General features: G+C 59.2%; 18 protein-coding genes. 15 read left to right on the top strand and 3 right to left on the bottom strand.

What is annotated here, in order from left to right; genetic code table 11:
* Positions 1-146 precede the first annotated feature (146 nt).
* The 3 genes from cimA to dnaG form a co-directional block, all read right to left on the bottom strand.
* Positions 147-1,700 (bottom strand): citramalate synthase, encoded by a 1,554-nt coding sequence (cimA, locus tag AC6FTP_RS12245; protein ID WP_497207205.1) that lies wholly within the window; start codon positions 1,698-1,700, stop codon positions 147-149.
* A 337-nt stretch (positions 1,701-2,037) separates the two neighbouring features.
* Complete coding sequence (locus AC6FTP_RS12240) at positions 2,038-2,448, bottom strand: hypothetical protein (RefSeq protein WP_497207204.1); 411 nt, start codon at positions 2,446-2,448, stop codon at positions 2,038-2,040.
* A 23-nt stretch (positions 2,449-2,471) separates the two neighbouring features.
* Positions 2,472-4,298: a DNA primase gene (dnaG, locus tag AC6FTP_RS12235; protein WP_497207203.1), complete on the bottom strand. Its 1,827-nt coding sequence runs from the start codon at positions 4,296-4,298 to the stop codon at positions 2,472-2,474.
* Between the two features lie 124 nt (positions 4,299-4,422).
* Between dnaG and plsY the strand changes: the two genes are divergently transcribed.
* The 15 genes from plsY (at position 4,423) to mreC (ending at position 21,049) form a co-directional block, all read left to right on the top strand.
* Positions 4,423-5,070 (top strand): glycerol-3-phosphate 1-O-acyltransferase PlsY, encoded by a 648-nt coding sequence (plsY, locus tag AC6FTP_RS12230; RefSeq protein ID WP_497207202.1) that lies wholly within the window; start codon positions 4,423-4,425, stop codon positions 5,068-5,070.
* Between the two features lie 66 nt (positions 5,071-5,136).
* Positions 5,137-5,541: a BlaI/MecI/CopY family transcriptional regulator gene (locus tag AC6FTP_RS12225; protein WP_497207201.1), complete on the top strand. Its 405-nt coding sequence runs from the start codon at positions 5,137-5,139 to the stop codon at positions 5,539-5,541.
* A 74-nt stretch (positions 5,542-5,615) separates the two neighbouring features.
* Positions 5,616-7,283 carry a M56 family metallopeptidase gene (locus tag AC6FTP_RS12220; RefSeq protein WP_497207200.1) on the top strand — a complete coding sequence of 556 codons (1,668 nt, stop codon included), beginning with the start codon at positions 5,616-5,618 and terminating at the stop codon, positions 7,281-7,283.
* A gap of 20 nt (positions 7,284-7,303) precedes the next feature.
* On the top strand, positions 7,304-7,903 hold the full coding sequence (locus tag AC6FTP_RS12215) for a hypothetical protein (RefSeq protein WP_497207199.1): 600 nt from the start codon (positions 7,304-7,306) through the stop codon (positions 7,901-7,903).
* 100 nt (positions 7,904-8,003) lie between these two features.
* Positions 8,004-9,554 (top strand): hypothetical protein, encoded by a 1,551-nt coding sequence (locus AC6FTP_RS12210; RefSeq protein ID WP_497207198.1) that lies wholly within the window; start codon positions 8,004-8,006, stop codon positions 9,552-9,554.
* Positions 9,551-10,060 carry a hypothetical protein gene (locus tag AC6FTP_RS12205; RefSeq protein WP_497207197.1) on the top strand — a complete coding sequence of 170 codons (510 nt, stop codon included), beginning with the start codon at positions 9,551-9,553 and terminating at the stop codon, positions 10,058-10,060. The genes AC6FTP_RS12210 and AC6FTP_RS12205 overlap by 4 nt, the downstream gene beginning before the upstream one ends.
* Positions 10,061-10,069: 9 nt before the next feature.
* Positions 10,070-12,010 carry a DUF1549 and DUF1553 domain-containing protein gene (locus tag AC6FTP_RS12200; protein ID WP_497207196.1) on the top strand — a complete coding sequence of 647 codons (1,941 nt, stop codon included), beginning with the start codon at positions 10,070-10,072 and terminating at the stop codon, positions 12,008-12,010.
* Positions 12,011-12,246: 236 nt separating this feature from the next.
* Entirely contained in the window at positions 12,247-13,596 is a 1,350-nt protein-coding gene (locus AC6FTP_RS12195; protein ID WP_497207195.1) for a DUF1501 domain-containing protein, read from the top strand.
* Positions 13,597-13,642: 46 nt separating this feature from the next.
* Positions 13,643-14,824 (top strand): formate-dependent phosphoribosylglycinamide formyltransferase, encoded by a 1,182-nt coding sequence (purT, locus tag AC6FTP_RS12190; RefSeq protein ID WP_497207194.1) that lies wholly within the window; start codon positions 13,643-13,645, stop codon positions 14,822-14,824.
* Positions 14,825-14,828: 4 nt separating this feature from the next.
* Complete coding sequence (locus tag AC6FTP_RS12185; protein ID WP_497207193.1) at positions 14,829-16,046, top strand: bifunctional folylpolyglutamate synthase/dihydrofolate synthase; 1,218 nt, start codon at positions 14,829-14,831, stop codon at positions 16,044-16,046.
* Positions 16,047-16,149: 103 nt separating this feature from the next.
* Positions 16,150-16,830 carry a zinc metallopeptidase gene (locus AC6FTP_RS12180; RefSeq protein WP_497207192.1) on the top strand — a complete coding sequence of 227 codons (681 nt, stop codon included), beginning with the start codon at positions 16,150-16,152 and terminating at the stop codon, positions 16,828-16,830.
* Between the two features lie 121 nt (positions 16,831-16,951).
* Positions 16,952-17,722, top strand: a complete 771-nt coding sequence (locus AC6FTP_RS12175) for a YdjY domain-containing protein (RefSeq protein WP_497207191.1) — start codon at positions 16,952-16,954, stop codon at positions 17,720-17,722.
* Complete coding sequence (locus AC6FTP_RS12170; RefSeq protein ID WP_497207190.1) at positions 17,719-18,891, top strand: prenyltransferase/squalene oxidase repeat-containing protein; 1,173 nt, start codon at positions 17,719-17,721, stop codon at positions 18,889-18,891. The genes AC6FTP_RS12175 and AC6FTP_RS12170 overlap by 4 nt, the downstream gene beginning before the upstream one ends.
* A 231-nt stretch (positions 18,892-19,122) precedes the next feature.
* On the top strand, positions 19,123-20,154 hold the full coding sequence (locus AC6FTP_RS12165; protein ID WP_497207189.1) for a rod shape-determining protein: 1,032 nt from the start codon (positions 19,123-19,125) through the stop codon (positions 20,152-20,154).
* A 67-nt stretch (positions 20,155-20,221) separates the two neighbouring features.
* Complete coding sequence (gene mreC / locus AC6FTP_RS12160) at positions 20,222-21,049, top strand: rod shape-determining protein MreC (protein ID WP_497207188.1); 828 nt, start codon at positions 20,222-20,224, stop codon at positions 21,047-21,049.
* Positions 21,050-21,055 lie beyond the last annotated feature (6 nt).

Raw genomic sequence — 21,055 nt, 5'->3', positions numbered from 1 at the left:
CACTGAGCACTGAGCACTGAGCACTGAGCACTGAGCACTGAGCACTGAGCACTGAGCACTGAGCACTGAGCACTGAGCACTGAGCACTGAGCACTGAGCACTGAGCACTGAGCACTGAGCACTGAGCACTGAGCCGCCCCTCCGGCCTAAGCGGACTTCATCAGGAAGTGCTCCAAGCTGTCCACCAGCGCCTGCCAGCTCGCGTCGATGACATTCGTGGAGACACCGACGGTGCCCCAAGTGCGGTTGCCATCGCTGCTGACCACGAGCACGCGCGTTTTTGCCGCCGTGCCGGTGCCGCTGTCGATGATGCGCACTTTGTAGTCTTCGAGTCGAACCTGGGCGATCTGTGGGAAGTGTGGAAGCAGGGCTTTGCGCAAAGCTTTGTCGAGCGCGTTCACGGGGCCATCGCCTTCGTCCACGGTGTACTCGGCATTGCCGTGGACGTGGATTTTCACGGTGGCCTCGGTGGTCTCTGTGCTGCTGCCTGGATTGTGGCGGTGCGTGGTGTGATACTCGATGAGATCGAAGTTCTTCAACTCCTGCCCGAGCTGGCGGCGGATCAGCAGTTCGAAGCTCGCCTCGGCGGCTTCAAACTCATAGCCTTCGCTTTCCAGGCGCTTCACTTCTGCGAGCACCTTGTTCACTTCGGCGGAACCTTTCGCCAGCGGAATGCCCATGCCTTCGGCTTTCACGAGCACGTTGGATTGCCCGCTCATGTCGGAGATGCTGATGATGCGCTCGTTGCCGACCAGGGTGGGATCGATGTGCTCATAAGTGCGCGCCAGCTTCTGCACGGCGTGGACGTGGAGCCCGCCTTTGTGCGTGAAGGCCGCGAGTCCGACATAGGGCGCACGGATGTCATGCGGCACGTTGGCGAGTTCATCGACAAAGTAGGACAACTCGCGCAGACGAGTCAGGTCCAGACCGAGGTCGATGCCCATCTTGAGCTGGAGCGTCGGCATGATGGTGATGAGGTTGCAGTTTCCCACTCGCTCACCGTAGCCATTGATCGTGCCCTGCACTTGGTTGGCTCCAGCGCGCACGGCAGCCAGAGCATTCGCCACGCCGACTCCGCCATCGTTGTGCGTGTGGATACCCACAGGCTTCCCAAGATGGGCGATCACCTTGCGCGTGACCTCTTCCACGAACTCAGGCAGCGCGCCGCCGTTCGTCTCACACAGCACCACCAGATCCGCGCCTGCATCGGAGGCGGCCTTCACGGTCTTGAGCGAGTATTCGGGGTCTTCTTTGAAGCTGTCGAAGAAGTGCTCCGCATCGTAGAGCACCTCGCGGCCATTCTTTTTGAGATATGCGACGGTGTCGGAGATCATCGCCAGATTCTCCTCCAGAGTGACCTGGAAAACCTCCGTCACATGCAGCGGCCAGGTTTTGCCCACGATGGTGACGGCGGGGGTCTGCGCATCCAGCAGCATCTGTACCTGCGGATCGTCTTCGACCTTGAGTTTGCCGCGCCGGGTCATGCCAAAGGCGGTGATTTTCGCGTTCTTCCAGGAGCGCTTGGCGGCTTCTTGGAAAAAGGCCGCGTCCTTCGGGTTCGAGCCGGGCCAGCCGCCCTCGATGTAGTGGAGGCCGAAGTCATCCAGCCGCTCGGCGACACGGATTTTATCGAGAGTGCTGAAGGAGATGCCTGTGCCCTGGGTGCCGTCGCGCAGGGTGGTGTCGTAGATGGTAACCATAAAGAAATGACGAATGAAGAAGTGAACGAATGACGAAACGAGAAAGGAAAGAGAGACAGCGGTGAAGCCGAACGCCGGAGGCTTTTGCCAGATCGGTCACCCTCAGGTGCCAGGACAATGCCACGATCACGGACTCCAACGGCTGCGTTACGCGCAGAGGAGCCCGGAGCTAATTCGGATGGCAATGTTGGTGGTCTGGTAGGCCATGAACGCGCTGATTCTAGGGCGGGCGGGGATTCTGGCAACTTGTCTTTTGCCGTGGACCGAGCCCACGCTGCACATGCATGAATTGGTGTGAGTTCAGGGGGCGCAGCCAATGTCACTCGGCGCGTGTCCTTCATCTGGGAAATTCGGGGATCTGAATCTGCGTCTTGCCGAGGACGGTGTGACAGTTCACGCACTGCTGGCGGAGGCTGACGAGCGCGGCGGTGGAGCGTTTGGCGTCATGTTTTTTCAACGCGGTCTGAAGCTCGGTGTAGGGCCCACTCTCCCAGGCCGCGAGCATGGGGCGGAGATCCACCTTCGTGCCAGCTGCGCCGGGCTGCACGGGGCGGCTTTCGACGGACTTCGACACGCTGGCGTGGAGCCGGGAGGACATGGCGAGCGCTTCATCCCACTGGCCGGTCTGCTGGAGGCGGTGGGTTTCCAGCAGCTTGCGCTGGGCGGCCTTCATGCGGTGGCTGATGAGCATGCTGGCGCAGGAGGCGAGGCTGAACGCGAGGGCGGCAAGGATGAGGAGGCGTTTCATAGGAGTGAGAGGGATGTGTGGGCTTAGGACTGCGGCTTCATGAAGCTCTTCTGCGCAGCGCCGATGTCCTGATGCAGGGCGATGATCTCCCTCTGGAGTTCGGCGGCGTGTTCGGGGTCGATGCCGGGCTGCTTGAGCTGAGTTTGCAGGCGCTGTTTCATCATGAGCAGGCGGGTGAGCTCCAGGGCGCGGAGTTCGTGCTCGGCTTCTGCCATGCCACCGGTGGCGCGGGCCTCGTGCATGAGCTGGTTCAAAGCAGCCTCTTCATCAGGCTCGAGCGTGGTGAGGAAGACGGTGACTGCGACGGTGTCCACAGGATCGAAGGTGCCGCGCCAGATGAGCGCGAGAAGTTCGGTGCCGGGCACGTCGCGGAGGACGTCGTCGTGGGGCTGATGGCGGAGCCAGTCGAGCACCTGGGCATCAGCGAGTGCGAGGCGGGTGAGGAGGATGGCGTTCTTGTCCTGGCTGGCGAGGAGCTGCTTGCCGGGGCTCTCGCCAGGCGTGGGAGCTTTGGCGTTGTCGCGCGGGTTGCGAGTCGTGGGCTGCTTCGCTGCACGAGCGACGAGCTGCCGCATGGTGTCCTCAGGGATGGAGAGACGCACGGCGGCGCGCTGGAGGGCAGTCTCGCGTGCCACGGGACTTTCCAGAAGGTGGATGTTTCCCGCCATCTCTCCAGCGAAGCGCACTCGCTCGCGCATCTCGCCCATGTCACGGCGACTGGCGGCGGCATCGACCTGATAGTCCAGGAACTCCTGCGCACTTTGAAGCAGTGCTTTGAATGCCTCGGGGCCTTGTTTGCGAATGAGCGAGTCGGGGTCTTCGCCTGCCGGAAGCGAGGCCACTTTGATGATGAGCCCAGTGGGCGCGAGGATCTGGAAGGCGCGCTCGGCGGCCTTGAAGCCTGCATTGTCCGAGTCGTAGCAGAGCACGATCTCGTCCGCCTGACGCTTCAGTGCCTTGGCATGAAATTCAGTGAAGGCGGTGCCCTGTCCGGCGACGGCATTGGTGAAGCCCGCCTCGTGGAGCATGAGGGTATCGATCTGGCCTTCGCAGACGATGGCTTGCCCAGCTTTTGAAATGTGCCTCTTCGCGCGGTCGAAGCCGAAGAGGACCTTGCTCTTGCTGAAGATGGGCGTCTCGGGCGAGTTCAGGTACTTCGCCATCTTCGGGTTTGCCTCCAGCAGGCGCCCGCTAAAGGCGATGACTTCGCCGTTGTCATTGCAGATGGGAAACATCAGGCGATCTCGGAAGCGCGGGAAGGCATCGCCGCGCTCCTCGCTGTAGATGAGGATGCCGGCGTCGATGAGGGCTTGTTTGCCGAACTTCTGCTCCGTGGCCCACTGGCGGAGGAGCTGCCCATTGGAGGGCGCGTAGCCGAGCTTCCAGTTCTTCGCGACGGTGGAGTTGATGCCCCGGCCTTTCAGATACTCGCGTGCGCTCTCGGCGAGCGGGCTTTTCATCAGAAGCTGGTGATACCACAGGGCGATCTCCTGATGCACTCGAATCAGCAGTGTGCGTTGCTTGGCCTCCTTCTCGGCGTTCTCGTCCCAGACCTGCTCCTCGATGCGGATGTTCGCCGCATCGGCCAGACGCTTCACGGCTTCCATGAAAGTGAGCCCGTCATGCTCCATGACGAAGCGGAAGGCATTCCCGCCGACGCCGCAGCCGAAGCAGTGATAGGAGTTCGTCGAGGGCCGCACATTGAAAGAGGGCGACTTCTCATTGTGGAAAGGGCACAGCCCCTGCCAGTTTGACCCTGCGCGCCGCAGCTTCACCGAACGGCCGATCAGCTCCACGATGTCCGTGGAGGCAAGGATCTGCTGGAGGGTTTCTTCGGGGACGCGGGCCATGGTTTCGGACGGAACGAGAGAGCCGTGGATGGGCGGGAACTCAAGCATGGAGTTCAGCGGGGCAGGGGAGCTGAAGGTGATTTCCTGTTGGCGCAGGACGATGCCCCCGACTACAAAGCCAGCCATGACACCCTTTCAGGCGATCCTTCTCTGCGCACTCGGCGGCTACGTGAGCGGCGCGACGCCCTTTGGCTACATCGCGGGCAAGCTCACGCGCGGCATCGACATCCGCCAGCACGGTAGCGGCAACATCGGCGCGACGAACGCCATCCGCGTGCTCGGCAAGCCCATCGGCATCCCTGTTTTCATTCTGGATTTCCTCAAAGGCTGGTTGCCCATCTGGCTGGCAAAAGCCTGGCTCGTGACGATCCCTGGCGCAGAAAATTTGCTCTCCACGGGCGCAGTCGTGACGGGGCTCGCTGCCGTGCTCGGACACATGTTTACCTTTTGGCTCAGTTTCAAAGGTGGCAAAGGTGTGGCCACCACCGGCGGCGTGCTGCTCGGCATCGCTCCCATCGCCATGCTCGGCGGTCTGGCGGTGTGGCTGCTGTTTTTCTTCACCACGCGCTACGTCTCGCTGGCCTCCATGATGTCAGGCGTCGGTGTGGCTGCCACGATGCTGATTCAGATGAGCCGCTCGGGCCAGTGGGACCCGGTGATGCTTGGCTTCGGACTGCTCGTGATGCTGCTCGTCATCGTCCGTCATAAAGCGAACATCGGGCGCATCATCGCCGGGACGGAACCGAAGGCGGGGCAAAAAAAAGCAGGTTGAGAAAAAGATCCTTGCCAGCTTTGGATTACGCATGTAATCCGTGGATCACGTTTGTAATCCACGACCATGCCCGAAGACGAAGACATCGCCCCCACTCCCCGCATTTCCGACGCCGAATGGACCGTCATGAACGTCCTATGGCAGCGCGGCACCAGCACGCTGGGAGAGGTTGTGAAGGAACTCGAAGGCCGCCTTTCCTGGAAGCCCCGCACCGTCCAGTCCCTCATCCGCCGCCTCACAGATAAAGGCGCGCTCGCCGTTGAAGCCGTGGGCCGCGAGTTCCGCTACACGCCTGCTGTCGCCCAGGATCAGTGCCAGCATGAGGAAAGCGTCAGTTTCCTCGACCGAGTCTTCGCTGGACGCCTCACCCCCTTCGTCGCCGGGATGATGGAGCGTGAAGAAGTCTCGAAAGACGACCTCGCTGCCCTTCGTGAGATGCTGAATCAGGCCGAACAAAAATTCAAGAAGTAGCCTGTCGCCTTTTATCCTCTGATCATTTTCCAATTTTCAGTTCTCAGTTCTCAATTTTCAGTCCCCAAGCAGCCATGACCACCGACGCTCTCCTCCACTGGCTCCTGCGCACCTCCATCGAGGCCAGCGTCCTCATCCTCGCCGTACTCGGCCTGCGCATGATGCTCGGCACGCGCTTGAGTCCCGCGTGGCGCATCGGTTTGTGGATGCTCGTGGGCATGAAGCTCATGCTCCCCGCCTTCATTCCGGCTGGGTTTGGACTTGGGTCATGGATTCGCCAAGAGTCTGCTGAAGTCAGTGCCGTCATCCAGGCATCTTCACCGCCCGAGCAGACTTCCATTCTCGCCTTGAGCACCGTTTCGCTACCGGATGCTCCTGTCGAGCGTTCGTGGTCTTTCTCTCTGCAGATCCTGCTCGCCAGTGTCTGGCTGACAGGTTCCGCCGCAGTGCTTCTCAGCGCCTTTTTCCGCCAGCGCCGCTTTGATCGTTTTCTCCTCACGCGACGCACGGCGAACGACCCGTATCTTCGATCCATCCTCCGTTCGCTCTCCGCCCTCGCCGGAGTCGCCACGCCCACGATCCGGCTCATGCCCGCAGGCACCACGCCAGCCATCGTCGGCATCCGCCAGCCGCAGATCCTCCTGCCCGAAGACTGGCAGAGCCGTTTTGATCAGCGGAGCCTGCGCCATGTCCTGCTCCATGAACTGCTGCATGTGAAGCAGAGCGACCTCCTCTGGAACTGGGCCGCCATCGCCGTGCAGGCGCTGCATTGGTTCAATCCGCTGGTGTGGTTCGTCGTCAGCCGCTTCCAGTCCGACCGCGAACTGCGCTGCGATGCTGGCGCACTCGACCTCCTTTCTCCCACCGAGCGGCTCGACTACGGGCACACGCTCCTCCGCATTCAGGAAACCTTTTCCGCACCACCGGCCATGGCAGGGTTGGCCCCATGTGTGCGCAACCACCCCACCCTGCGCCAACGCATCCTCATGATCACCACCCCAACCACCCGCCAACCATGGCTCCACGCGCTGCTCGTCCTCACGCTCAGCGTCCTCGTCAGTTATTCATTCACCACCGCCCGTGCGCAGGAAAAAGAAGTCCCCGCCAAAGTCCGCGAAGGTGAAACCATCAAAAAGCCCGGCGCTACTGGCGAATCCGATGCACCCGTCAAAAAGCCCGCCACCCGTGAAGGCGAAGGCGGCATGAAGAAAACCCGCGAAGGCGAGGGAGGCAAACCCTCCGCCGAACGCGATGGCATGAAAAAACCCGGTGACCGCGATGGCGAAGGCGTGAAGAAGCCTGGCGCTCGCGACGGTGAAGGCGGCGTGAAAAAGCCCGGCACAGGCGACGGCGAAAAACCACGCAGTGGGATGCGCGATGGTGAAAAGCCACGCACCGGCGAGCGTGACGGCCTGAAGAAAACCAGTGAACGCGACGGCGAAGGCCGCCCCTCCGCCGAAAGCGGCAGCAAACCCCGCAAAGGCGAAGGCGACTCCGCCTCCGTGAAAAGCAGCGAGGTCATCACCATGCACGTCACCGCCAACGGCGACACCGTCCTCATCAACGGCGAAAAACAGCCCATCAGCGGCCTCCGCGGCCACCTCAGCACCTTCCTACCCGACCACCCCGGTGCCAAAGTCATCGTCTCCGGCGATCCCGACACCCCACTCAAATCCCTCCACGAAATCGTCGATGCCGTCCGCGACAACGGGAACAAGAACGTTGGGATCAAGGCGGAGTAACCTTTAAGCGCTTGATTCGGATGAAGAATCTTCTGCTCTGCCTGCCGCTCTTTCTGTCAGTGGTCGCCCTGGCTTCTGACAAGCCCAAGAATGATTACACACAAGAGCAGCTTCGCCCGTTTCTGGAGGCAAAGACTTGGACCGTCTTCTCTCTAGATCCAGAGTTGATCGTTGATGGGAAACCTCTCGAAGATCCCTTCGGCGCTCCAGTTCCTGGCTCGAAAGAACAAGAAGTCGCACCGGCTCCGCCTAAACCTAAACTGCCGCCTGACCAAGTTTTCCACGATTATGCGATTCTAGGTCGGCACGCACTGTCGGTCACTCCGGAGATGAAGCTGATCATTCAGGATCTGGATCGTGCAGGACAGTTGTGGGGCGGCGGAGTGCCAGCCTGCTATTGGCCCCGACATGGTATCCGGGTAGTCGAAGGCGGTCGCGTTCATGATCTCCAGATCTGCTACCAGTGCGTCACGGCCCTCTTGTTTGTCGGGACCGAGCAAGTGGGGGTCATTCACTTTGCTGGAGATGGACTCAAGTCACCACAGGCACCTAACCCGAATGCCCTGAATGCCATCTTGAAAAAAGCCGGGATCAAACTCCCGCCTTCCCCGGGCCAGTGATCCCTCCGATTCCGCTCTGCCTATCTTCTCTAGCCAAGGAAATTTTAAGTGGGTCATCATAACTTCTTTGTCATTCGGACCTCCTCATTCTTCTCCTGACATGTCCACTTCGTTCTCCGCCCTTCGTCTTTCCTTCCTCATTCTGATTTCGTCCTTCGTCATTCCGTCGCTCGCGACGGCCGCTACACCGGCCGAAGTCTCCGCCGCCACCATCAAAGCCGTTTCCTTCTACCACTCCCACGCGGCGTCCCACGGCGGTTACGTTTACCGCTACAGCGCCGACTTCACCCTGCGCGAAGCGGAAGGCATCCCCGGCCCCGACACGATCTGGATTCAGCCGCCGGGGACTCCTGCGGTCGCGATGGCCATGCTGGATGCTTATGAGGCCACGAAGGACGAAAAGTGCCTTGTAGCCGCCGTGGAGGCCGCGCGATGTGTTTCGCGCACGCAGCTCGCTTCGGGCGGTTGGGACTACTCGGGGCACTTCGATGCCAAAGGCCGTGAATCGAAGCTCTACCGTCGTGATGCGGAAGGAAAACTCCTCCCGCCGCCCAAAGCCTCCAATCGCGAGGCTGGCTGGCACAACTGGCGTCGTCAGGAAAAAAACAACTACTCCACCTATGACGACGATGTCTCTCAGGCCGCCACGCGACTGCTCGTGCGGGTGGATCACGCGCTCGGCGGCAAGGACGCCGAGATCAAAGAAGCGGCTGACTTCGCGCTGCACACGATCATCATGACGCAGTATCCGGCGGGCGGTTGGAGCGCGAATTTTGACGAAGCCCCCACCTCGCCTCCGTCTGCGGACAAGTATCCGATCAAACCCGGCAACTACCCGGCCGACTGGCCGCGCAAGTGGCCGAAGGATTTTACGGGATGCTATGTGCTCAATGACAACACGCACGCCACGCTCATGAGCACGCTGCTGCTCGCCTGGGAGCTTCGCGGCGATCAAAAATACCTCGATGCGGCGAAGCGCGGCGGTGATTTCCTCGTCACCGCGCAGATGCCCGATCCGCAGCCCGCCTGGGGCCAGCAATACAACGCCGAGATGCAGCCCGTGTGGAGCCGCCAGTTCGAGCCCACCGCCATCAGCGGTCGCGAAAGCCAGGCCGCCATGTGGGCGCTGCTGAAGCTCGCCGCCGCCACGGGCGACAAAAAATACCTCCCGCCCGTCGCCAAAGCCATCACCTACCTCCGCACCGTGCTGCTGCCCGGCAAGCAGCTCGCCCGCTTCTACGAACTCAACACCAACAAGCCCCTCTACTTCGAGCGCGGCCCCGGCGGCAAAGGCTTCGAGCTGACCTACTCCGACAACAAAGCCTCCTCCAACTACGGCTGGGTCTGGGACAGCGAACTCGACGCCCTGCAAGCCACCGGCAGCCAGATCGCCCGAGGTGAAAAAGTCACCTTCCCCCGCACCGAAAAAGAGCGCTGGTCCTCCCCGCCCACCGATACCGACATCGCCACCATCCTCAAAGAACAAGCCCCCGACGGCTCCTGGCCCGTCACCGACGACGAACGCGGCGTCATGCGTGATGCGAATGGCAAAAAGCAAAAGCCCGCCGGTGGCGTGATCTACAGCCTCGACTTCACGCAATATGTGAAAGCGCTCAGCGCGTGGCTGAAAGCGAAAGGAGGAGCGAAATGAATCCTGCGATCATGTGGTTCGTGATGTGGCTGAGCGTGGTCCTACCCGGTCATGCATCTCCATTGCGAGTCAGCGGTGAATTCGAAACGATCAGTATTTCGCATAGTGGGCGGTTTGAAAAAATACAGCTACCTGATGGCGTTGGCGTGGACATGGACGATGCGATTTTGCTCGCTGATCAATCAAGGGCAGAACACCGTTACCTTCTGCTTCAGGTTACTGGCCCTTCTCGCCGGTCAGGAAATGGCAACGGCAACTGCGGCGCTGGCGTCGAAACCAGTATAGTGTGGCTCAAGCTCGCTGACTGGAAGATTGTTGAGTCGAAACATCGCAAAGTCGAGTCCTGCTGGACCGACGAAGGCTTCCTACAAACGCCTCAATGGCAAGACGGCATCTGCAAGGTCGTGTTTTGGGCACCTCGTGAGAACAACCAAGAATTCACGCTGACCTACGACTCAGCAAAGCCTGAAAAAGGCTTCCAACTGGCTTCCAAACCCTTCAACTGAGTCCAAGTCATGAGACACGCGCCATTGTCTTCTCTCTGCGCCCTTCCAATCTCTGCGGTGCTCCTGCTTGGAGTCTCTGGCTTCGCCGCCGAGAAATACGAAAACCCCACGCCCTGGTCCTACCAGCGCATCACGCGGCACCCTGTTCCCGCCACCAAGGACACCACCTGGCCGAAGGACGACCTCGACCGCTTCATCCTGGCTCGTCTCGAAAAGGAAAACCTCCGCCCCATCGGTGACGCGCCTCGCGCCATCCTCATCCGTCGTGCGTCCTTCGATCTGCGCGGCCTGCCGCCTTCTCAATCCGAGATCGACGGCTTCCTGCGCGATCCTTCGCCTGATGACATCGCCTTCGCGAAAGTCGTGGACGCCTTCCTTCAGTCCGAACGCTTCGGCGAGCGCTGGGCACGGCATTGGCTCGATGTCGTGCGCTATGCCGACAGCGTGGGCCGCGTCTGGAATGCGCCGTTTCTGTATGCTGCGCGGTATCGCGACTGGGTCATTGATTCGCTCAACGCCGACAAGCCCTACAACCGCTTCGTCGCCGAGCAGATCGCCGGAGATCTGATTCCTGCGAAGACCGTGCTTCAGCGCCGCGATCAAATCGTCGGCACCGGCATGTTGGCGCTCGGCAGCATGAACGTCCAGGAGGGCAGCTACGAGCAGTACATCCTCGATCAGGTCGATGACCAGATCGACGTCGTCTCCCGCGCCTTTCTCGGCATCACCATCGCCTGCGCGCGCTGTCACGATCACAAAACCGAGCCCGTCAGCCAAAAGGACTACTATGCGCTCGCGGGCATCTTTTACAGCAGCCGCACGCTCAGCGGCACGCCGAATCGCAATGAAGGTGTCGCAGGCGGTTACGTCAGCCCCGAGGCGCTCGTGGATCTTCCCACCACGCTCGATGAACCCGTCGGCCCGCCGCAAAAGCTGCCTGCGGGCCTCCACTCGATGGATGACCTCCGCGAGCTCGGCAACCCGAAGGAAACCATTCGCTACGACCACGATCCGCACTTCTGCATGGGCGTCATCGAAGGCGAGATCAAAGACTGCGAACTCGCCGTCGGCGGTGATCCCTTTGAGCGCGAAGCCGCGCCCGATCGCGGCAAAATGAAGATGCCCGCGCTGCCGCCGATGCCCGTCATTCCGCCGAAATCATCCGGCCGCATGGAACTCGCGCAATGGATGACGCAGCCCACGCATCCGCTCACCTCCCGCGTCATGGTGAACCGCCTTTGGCAGCATCTTTTCGGCGAAGGCCTCGTGCGCACGCCCGATGACTTCGGCATCACCGGCGCTGATCCCACGCATCCTGAGTTGCTCGACCACCTCGCCATTCGCTTCGTCGAAGGCGGCTGGAGCGTGAAGAAAATGATCCGTGTGATGATGCTCAGCCGCACCTACCGACTCGCCACCACCGGCAATCCCGAGCACCCCGACGCCGGTAACAAACTCCGCTGGCGTCAGAACCCCAAGCGCCTCGAACTCGAACCCCTGCGCGACACGCTCCTGCAACTCGCCGGTAAGCTCACCTTTGACCGTCCCGAAGGCATCCAAGTCGCCGGAACCGGTGGCAAAGGCCGTCACGGCGTCACACGCGGTCTGCTCAGCGTCGAAGACCCGTATCGCACCATCTTCCTCCCCGTCGTCCGCGACAACATCCCCGAACTCTTCAGCACCTTCGACTTCCCCGGCCCCACCCAAATCAAAGGCCAGCGCGATGTGACGACGGTCGCCCCACAGGCGCTCTTTTTCATGAACAACCCTCTCGTCGAAGAACTCGCGGCTGAGATCGCCGACAAAGCGGGGAAAGAAGTCAAAACGGCCTACAAGCTCGTCTTGGGCCGTGAGCCGAGTCTTGAAGAAATCAACGACGCCAACGGCTTAGACCTTCAAACACTCGTGCAGGCACTTCTCGGCACGGCTGAGTTTCGATACGTCTTCTAGAATGACAACCATCTCGATAGCATCTGGCATTTTCGCAGTCGCGGCAGCGTCGTGGAGTGCGTGCGGCAGAGATGCCGGAGCCATCCGGCATCGGCGACGCCGCTTTCGAGCGTTCACTGATCTTCATATGCCGAGAGTGCCGTCGAAAGCGGTGCCGTCGATGCGAGGCTTAGCCCTCGCATCTCTGTCACCGCACTCCACGACGCTGCCGCGCTCAAGTTCACACCAATAGAACAATGACCACCCGCCGCCATCTTCTCCAATCCACCAGCGCTGGCTTCGGCTGGCTGGCTTTCAATGCGCTGCATCAGCAGTGGGCGAGTGCCGCAGCACCACCGAAGACGATCAATCCGCTCGCGCCGAAGCCACCGCACTTTGCGGCGAAGGCCAAGCGCGTGATTTTCATGTTCATGCAGGGCGGGCCGAGCCATCTGGACACGTTTGATTACAAACCGGAACTCGCGAAGGCCGAGGAGCAGAAGATTCAGAAGTACATGGGCAGCGCCTTCGAGTTCAAACCGCGCGGCAAGAGCGGCATCATGATTTCGGACGCGTTCCCCGAGCTTTCCAAGCACGCGGACGATCTCTGCCTGCTCAATGGCATGCAGACGCGCACGAACGCGCACCAGATGGCCACCGTGGCGCTGCACATCGGCAGCGAGACCTTTGTGCGACCTTCGATGGGCGCGTGGGTCGTGTATGGACTCGGCACCGAGGCGGAGGACCTGCCCGGCTTTGTCACCATCAATCCCGTGGCCGACACCGGTGGCGCGATGAACTACGGCTCGGCCTTCCTGCCCGCCAGTTTCCAAGGCACACGCCTCAGCAGCGGCGGTGGTGGCGTTCCCGATCTCTCGAATGGCCGCCTCAGCGATGCGCAGCAGCGGAAGCAGATCGAATTCATCCAAAAAGCCAATCGCCGACTCCTCACGGGCGATCCGGGCAACCCCGAACTCGAAGGTGTCATTCAGAGTTACGAACTCGCCTACAAGATGCAGACCAGCGTGCCTGATGTGCTGGATCTCGACAAAGAACCGCAGCACATCCGCGACATGTACGGCCTCGACGACGGCGAAACCGAGCGATTCGGCACCCAATGTCTCATGGCCCGCCGCATGGCCGAAAAAGGCGTGCGCTTTATCCAGCTCACCAGCACCGGCTGGGATCATCATCAGCAGCTCCGCGAAGGCATCACGCGCCAGGCCACCTCCATCGACAAACCCATCGCCGGTCTCATCGCCGACCTGAAGCAGCGCGACATGCTCAAAGACACCCTCATCCTCTGGGGCGGCGAATTCGGTCGCGGCAGCGGCTACGACAACGAACCCTACAACGGCCGCGGCCACAACGGCGGCGGCTACACCATGTGGCTGGCCGGAGGCGGTGTGAAAGGCGGTTTCACGTATGGCAGCACCAACGCCATGGGTGACACCGCTGAAACCGGCATCATCACCACGCATGATCTACACGCGACGGTGCTGCACCTGCTCGGCATCAATCACGAACGTCTGACCTATCGGTATGCGGGACGGAATTTCCGCCTGACAGATGTGCATGGGGTGGTGGCGAAGGACATATTGGCTTAGCGAGGTGCCGTTTGACGTGCCCGATGCGCACGCTAGAGGCAAAGGCATGTCACGCATCGGCACCCCCCTTTCCTCCACTGCTACCAAAGTCATGCTTCTCGGCTCGGGCGAGCTGGGGAAGGAAGTTGTCATCGAACTTCAGCGGCTCGGCTGCGAGGTGATCGCGGTGGATCGCTACGCGAATGCGCCTGCCATGCAGGTGGCGCATCGGAGTCATGTGGTGTCGATGCTGGATGGTGAGGCACTGCGTCGGCTGATTGAGGTGGAGAAGCCGAATTTCATCGTGCCGGAGATCGAGGCCATCGCCACGGACACGCTCGTGGAGCTGGAGAATGAAGGTTACACGGTGGTGCCGACGGCACGTGCGGCGAAGCTGACGATGAACCGCGAGGGCATCCGCCGTCTCGCGGCTGAGGAACTGGGGCTGAAGACCTCACCCTACATCTTTGCGAGTACGGAGGAGGAGTTTCGCGAGGCCATCGCCAAGATCGGGATGCCCTGCGTGGTGAAGCCGATCATGTCCTCCAGTGGCAAGGGCCAGAGCGTGGTGAAGACCGCCGCGGACATCGCCCACTCTTGGCAGTATGCGCAGGAAGGCGGACGTGCAGGGAAGGGGAAGGTGATCGTCGAGGGCTTCGTGGAGTTTGATTACGAGATCACGATGCTGACGGTGCGTCACGTTGGCGGCACGAGCTTTTGCGCACCGGTCGGGCATACTCAGATCAAAGGTGACTACCGTGAATCCTGGCAGCCGCATCCGATGTCACACAAGGCGCTGGAAGCAGCCGAACACATGGCGGGAGCGATCACGAATGCGCTCGGAGGTCGTGGCCTCTTCGGCGTGGAGATGTTCATAAAAGGCGATGACGTGATCTTCAGCGAGGTATCACCTCGCCCGCACGACACCGGCCTGGTGACGCTGATCTCTCAGGACTTGAGCGAGTTCGCATTGCATGTGCGGGCTATTCTGGGCTTGCCCATCCCGAACATTCATCAGCACGGCCCGAGCGCGAGTTGTGCGGTGCTGGTCGAAGGCGAGTCGAGCAATGTGCAGTTTGGTGCACTGGATCAGGTGTTGTCAGAGCCCGACACGCAGGTGCGACTTTTCGGCAAACCGACGGTCAGTGGTCAGCGTCGCATGGCGGTGACTCTGGCCCGTGCGGAAGACATTAACAAGGCCCGTGCCAAGGCTCATCGCGCTGCTCAAGCCATGGAGATCCGGCTTTAATTTAATGACTGCTCCTGAACTTTCCTGGCTCTACTCCACCCAGCTCTACGGCATCAAGCTGGGGCTGGACAATGTCCACAAGCTGCTCACTGCGCTCGAATTGCCCTCTGCTGGGATGAAATTCATCCATGTGGCTGGGACGAATGGCAAAGGCAGCACCTGCGCTTTCATGCATTCGATGATGAAGGTGGCGGGAGTCAATGCGGGGCTCTTTACCTCCCCCCATCTGGTGCGTTTCAATGAACGTATCCGCGATGCTGAACGTGAGATCACGGATGAGGAAATCGAGGCTGGCTTGAAGAAGCTGCGTCTGCTGGTGGCCGATTGGGAGACGCACCCGACCTTCTTCGAACTCGCTTTTGCATTGGCTCTGGACTGGTTCCGGCAGAGAGGTCTGGAGTGGGTGATTTTGGAGACGGGTCTCGGTGGCAGGTTGGATGCAACGAATGCGATCACACCCGAGGTAAGTGTGATCACGCGTATTGGGTTTGATCACATGGAGCAACTCGGCGACTCGCTCGCCAAGATCGCGGTGGAGAAGGCGGGTATCATCAAGCCAGGTGTCGCTGTGGTAACTGGAATGCAGGACCCATCCGCGATGAACGTGATTGAGAAGGCCGCGAAGGCGCAAAAAGCACCGCTCATCGTTGTGGACGGCCCTTTAAGTGAAGTGGAACTCGGGCTCGATGGTCCTCATCAAGCTTGGAATGCCGCCCTGGCCTTGGAAGCAGTGCGCGAGGCGGGCATTCGTCTGCCCGCTTTGGTTTTGGAGCAGGGATTGCGCGAGGTGAAGTGGCGTGGACGTTTTCAAAAGCTGCGAGGTGACCGGCTCATACTCGATGGAGCACACAATCCTGAGGCAGCGATGGTGCTAGCTGGAACTTGGGAGCAGGTGTTTCCTGGAGAGAAGGCAGAGATCATCTTTGCGGCTGCGAAAGATAAAGATGCTCTCGCCATCCTGGAGATCCTGACGCCCATCGTGGCGGCCTGGCACTTCACGGCCTTCAAATCTCCACGCGCGATGTCGCCGGAGCAGTTGCGTGAGCTTTTAACCCACTTCGATGCCCCGAAGGTGCCGGTCAGGTGTCATGAAGATGTCGCGTCCGCCCTTCAGTTTCCGGCGACACGGCGACAGCTAGTGTGTGGATCGCTTTACCTCGTTGGCGAGGCGCTCGCGTTGGTGGAGGGAGAGCAGGGGAGTTTTCAGTCGAGTCTTCAATAAAGAAGGTGGTGTCGAATTTGGAGTGAAAATTCCACTCAACGATTCGCCCGTTTCCGATTTCAGAGGGCATTCGTAACTCATCACAAATCCCCCCCACACAACTATGTTGCTCATCATCCTTCTTACCTTTGCGTTATCTCTTTACGCCCAGTGGAAAGTCAGCTCCAACTACAGTCGCTACTCGCAGGTTCCTGCCAGCTCGGGCTACACCGGGGCGCAGATCGCCCAGCGTATTCTTGATCTGAATGGCATCCGTGATGTCAGCATCCACTCCTCGCCTGGCCATTTGATCGACCATTATGATCCATCGAACCGCCGTCTGGTGCTCTCGGACGAAAACTATCATGGCAGTTCGGTCGCGGCGCTCGGCATCTCGGCCCACGAGTGTGGTCATGCCATTCAGCACGCCCGCAGCTATGCGCCGCTTCAATGGCGCATGGCAGCCGTTGGGATCACGACGTTTGCAGGCAGCATCATCCCGATTCTTGCCATCGGCAGTTGGTTCCTGGCTCCAAAGATCGTCTTTCCATTGCTCGCCGCCGCCTTTGGCGTCGTGATGCTCTTTCAACTGGTGACTCTGCCGGTCGAGTTTGATGCCACCGCCCGAGCTAAAAAGGTGCTCGCCACCACAGGTGCGGTTGCCCAAGGCAGCGAATTCAACGCCATGAGCCGGGTGCTCGATGCAGCCGCTCTCACCTACGTCGCGGCTTTCCTGAGTGCTCTCGCCGGGTTCCTTCAATATCTTCTACCCCTGATCATGGGGGGGCGAAATGATGAAGAATGATGGGCAAGCATGGTTCCTCGGACTGCCCGATTGGGGCAATTTTTGCCCAACGTGTCATTGCGATGGCAAAAACTTGGAATGAAGTGCGCGGATGGTTTCCCATCCACGCCATTTTCCGCTCATGCACCTTTTTACAGCCATCACGATACTTGGATTGTTAAGCGCCACATTCGCTCAGCAGCCGAAAGAGTTGCCTGCACCGCCTTCTGCTCCGCTACCAGCCGCCCCAGGCGTCGATGCAGCCAGACAGCTTGCTGAGGCTCAGCAGCGTCTAAAAAAAATCTCCGCCACGGAGTATGATCTCGATGGCATCCGCATCAACGCTGCCACACGTGAAGTTCGTCTTCCTGCCCAGGTCTGCCTGAAAAAAGCGCCTATCGAGTACATGCTGACAACAGATACAGGCAAGACTCACGAGACTGTTTTCACTACCACTGTATCTCCCACAGCCATCCAGGTGGCACTGCTGCTGGCAAACTATCAGCCCGCCACCGAGGGACTGTTGACGCACGTCCCACCGGAGGAGCGGCCAAAAATCTGGAAGGAGGAACCGCCTAAGGACAAGGGTGGTAATCGCGTGAAAATCATGGTCGTGTGGAAGGTCGAAAAAGAAACCAAGACTGCTCCACTCAGCGTGATGATGCAGGATTCCGACATCCGAAAGCCGCCCGCCGACCTCGACACCTGGGTATTCAATGGTTCTTACATCGACGAGCGTGGCTTCATCGCGCAGCACGAGGGTTCCATCATTGGGGCCTGGTTGGACCGTGGTGCCATCATCAACTCACCCGCGAAAGGCAACTGGCGGGATGACCTTTGGATTTCACTGCCCGATAATATTCCTGAAGAGGGCACACCCGTCACCATCATCATCACTCCTGCAAAATCATGAAACTGCACACACCCTTCCTGCTGTTACTGACGGCACCTCAAATCCTCTTTGCACAGGCGGCGACACAGCCCGCCCGCCATGAGTCTTTGAAACAAGAGATCCGACTGTCCTATGACCGCGGCTTGGCTTTCCTGAAATCAAAGCAGAATCCTCAGACCGGTCAGTGGGGGGATGCAGAGCCTGTCGCTTTTACTGCGCTAGCGATCACCAGCATCCTGCTTGCCCCGGAGCGCAAACCCAATGACCCACTGCCGCCTGAAGTCGAAAAGGGCATCGCGTTCCTCATGAAGAACGTGCAACCCGATGGTGGGATCTATGTGAAAGCCCGAGCCAACTACAATACCTCCCTGGCTCTCACAGCACTCATGCTTGCACCAAGTCAGGAGCGTGAGCCTGCATTGCTTGCCGCACGTCGCTTCATCATCGGCCAGCAGAACGACTTCGACGAAAAGGGCAAACTTGACAACCCTTTCGACGGTGGAGTTGGTTATGGAACACCGAAGCCGAACAACCCTGCTCATGCCGACCTCTCGAACACTCATTTTGCTCTGGAAGCCTTGTATTACTCCCACGCTCTTCTCGCTGACAAAGGGGATACCGGTAAAAACGAACCGCAGCTCAACTTTGCTGCTGCCATCCAATTCGTTCAGAATTGTCAGAACCGCTCCGAGACCAACAAAGCTTCATGGGTCAGCACTGATTCCAAAGATGCCGGTGGATTCATCTACAGCCCCGGCGAAACACGCGGTGGCGAAACCAAGACAGCGGATGGCCGCACGGCACTTCGGAGCTATGGCAGCATCAGCTACGCGGGCATGCTCAGCTTCATCTATGCTGGTCTCGATAAAGATGACCCGCGAGTGAAGGCCGTCCTCCAGTGGATCACTGAAAACTACACCCTGAATGAAAACCCCGGACTGGGGGCCCAAGGTATGTACTACTATTTCCACACCATGTCTAAAGCTCTCTCCATCGCCGGAGTGGACTTCCTGAAGACCAAGGATGGCAAAGTCATCGACTGGCGCGCCGACTTGGCTGGCAAGCTACTCGGACTTCAACTTGGCGACGGCTCGTGGGCCAATTCTGAGGGCCGGTGGATGGAAAGCGACGCTCTGCTGAGCACTTCCTACATTCTCATGGCTCTCGCTCGTGTTCACGCCACATTTTAAACCCGAAGAACGCCGCCGAGGGTCGGGTTTTTGGCAAAAAGTGTCATTTTTGGGTTTTCCTTGCTAGGAGGAAACTTTCCTTGACCCTAGAAACGCCCCCTTTTAGGGTTAGAAAGACTAGAAACTTGGTAGGTAAGCATCACTTTTGCGATTTTTTGAAGAAAAGTCGGTGGTGCTACCCTGCCTGATTACAAGTCATTCATTTCCAATCCCTTTCCCCTTTTTATTCACATGCTTGGTAATATTTTCGGCTTTGTAGCCAAAGACATTGGTATCGATCTCGGCACCGCTAACACTCTCGTTTATGTTAAAGACCACGGAATCGTTCTCCGTGAGCCTTCTGTCGTCGCAGTGAAAACGGGCACAAATGAGGTGGTCGCCGTGGGAGACGACGCGAAGAGAATGCTTGGACGCACCCCTGGCGGCATTACGGCGATTCGTCCCCTCAAGGATGGAGTGATCGCCGATTTTCGGGTGACAGAGGCCATGCTGCGCCACTTCATCCGTAAGGTGCATAACAACCGCCGTGCCATGCGTGGTCCGCGAGTGGTTATTGCCGTGCCATCAGGTATCACCGAAGTCGAAAAACGTGCCGTGAAGGAAAGCGCCGAGGCCGCTGGAGCACGTGAAGTGTATCTCATTGAAGAACCAATGGCTGCTGCGATCGGTGTGGGACTGCCTGTGCAGGAAGCGGCGGGCAACATGATCGTCGATATCGGTGGTGGCACCACGGAGGTGGCAATCATCTCCCTCAGCGGCATCGTTTACAGTCGTAGTGTGCGTGTGGCTGGCGATGAACTTGACGAGTCGATCATCAACTACATGAAGCGCGCCTACAATCTGATGATCGGAGAGCGCACGGCAGAAGAAATCAAGCTGCGCATCGGTAGCGCCTTCCCGTTGGGTAAGGAAACGACGATGGAAGTCAAAGGACGTGACATGGTAGCCGGGCTCCCAAAAACCATCACGATCACCAGTCAGGAAGTTCGTGAAGCGATGCTGGAGCCACTGAATGCGATCATTGATGCAGTCCGTACCACTTTGGAACGTTGCCCTCCTGAACTCGCAGCCGACCTTGTTGACCGTGGCATTATGCTCGCAGGTGGCGGTGCCCTGCTGCGTGGTTTGGACAAGCTACTTCAAGAAGAAACCGCCTTGCCTGTACATGTAGCCGAGGATCCTCTCAGTGCTGTGGGTGAGGGTGCCGGTCGTGTGCTCAATGAACTTGAGTTCTTGAAAAAGGTCAGCACCACCGAGGTCTGATCCTGAAGACGATCCACCCCAGTGATTTCTGAATCATTGGGCAGATCAAACCGGAGCCTTGGTGCCCATGAAAAAGCTCAACATTCTAGCGCTGCTGATCTTCGTTGCTGCGGTCGTGTCAGTATTCACGCTCGACACGCCGACGACGCGCGAAATCCAAAGCAAGGTGATGGCGGTGTTGTCACCGTTCATTCATTCAAGCACAGTCATCGAAGAAGGGATCACTACAGCCTCGGCACCCGTCTTGGATCCACGTGAGCTGAAGCGGGATAATGAACGTTTGCAGATCGAGGTGGAGCGGCTGCGAATCATCTCGCAGAAATACACACAGACGCTCGATGAGAATAATCAACTCCGCGAACTCATTGAATTCAAACAAACATCACCCTTCAAGATGGTCGCTGCCCGGGTGGTTAAACGTGTGTCTTCGACCTGGTGGAACACGTTAATCATCGACAAGGGCATGCTTGATGGGTTGGCGACGGATACTCCCGTGATCAGCGCATCTGGGTTAATCGGCAAGACTGGCAAGATGGCACCTCACATGGCCGAGGTTATTTTGCTGACAGACGAGATGTGCCGCGTGTCAGCGAAGATTGACGGCACGTTGGAGCAGGGAATCATTTCTGGTGAACGCGCCGGGCTCGATCTCCGTCCTGACCTGCACTTGCGCTTTCTAAGAAGAGAGGCGGCTATCAATCCCGGATCATTGGTGCATTCAACCGGCGAGGGAGGTGTGTTTCCTTCGGGGTTGCTCATTGGACGCGTAAAGCGTTTTGAAATCAAAGACATCACAGGCGAGGCCATTGTAGAGCCTGCTGTGGACCTGTCTCAACTCAGGCATGTATTCGTTCTGGAGGTCCAGAATCCAGAAGAAACTCCAATCAAGAATTGATGGAAC

The organism is Prosthecobacter sp. (assembly GCF_044378005.1).
GTDB lineage: Bacteria > Verrucomicrobiota > Verrucomicrobiia > Verrucomicrobiales > Verrucomicrobiaceae > Prosthecobacter.
The sequence above is the reverse complement of the archived record's forward strand: the minus strand, read 5'-3'. Positions and strand labels throughout refer to the sequence as shown.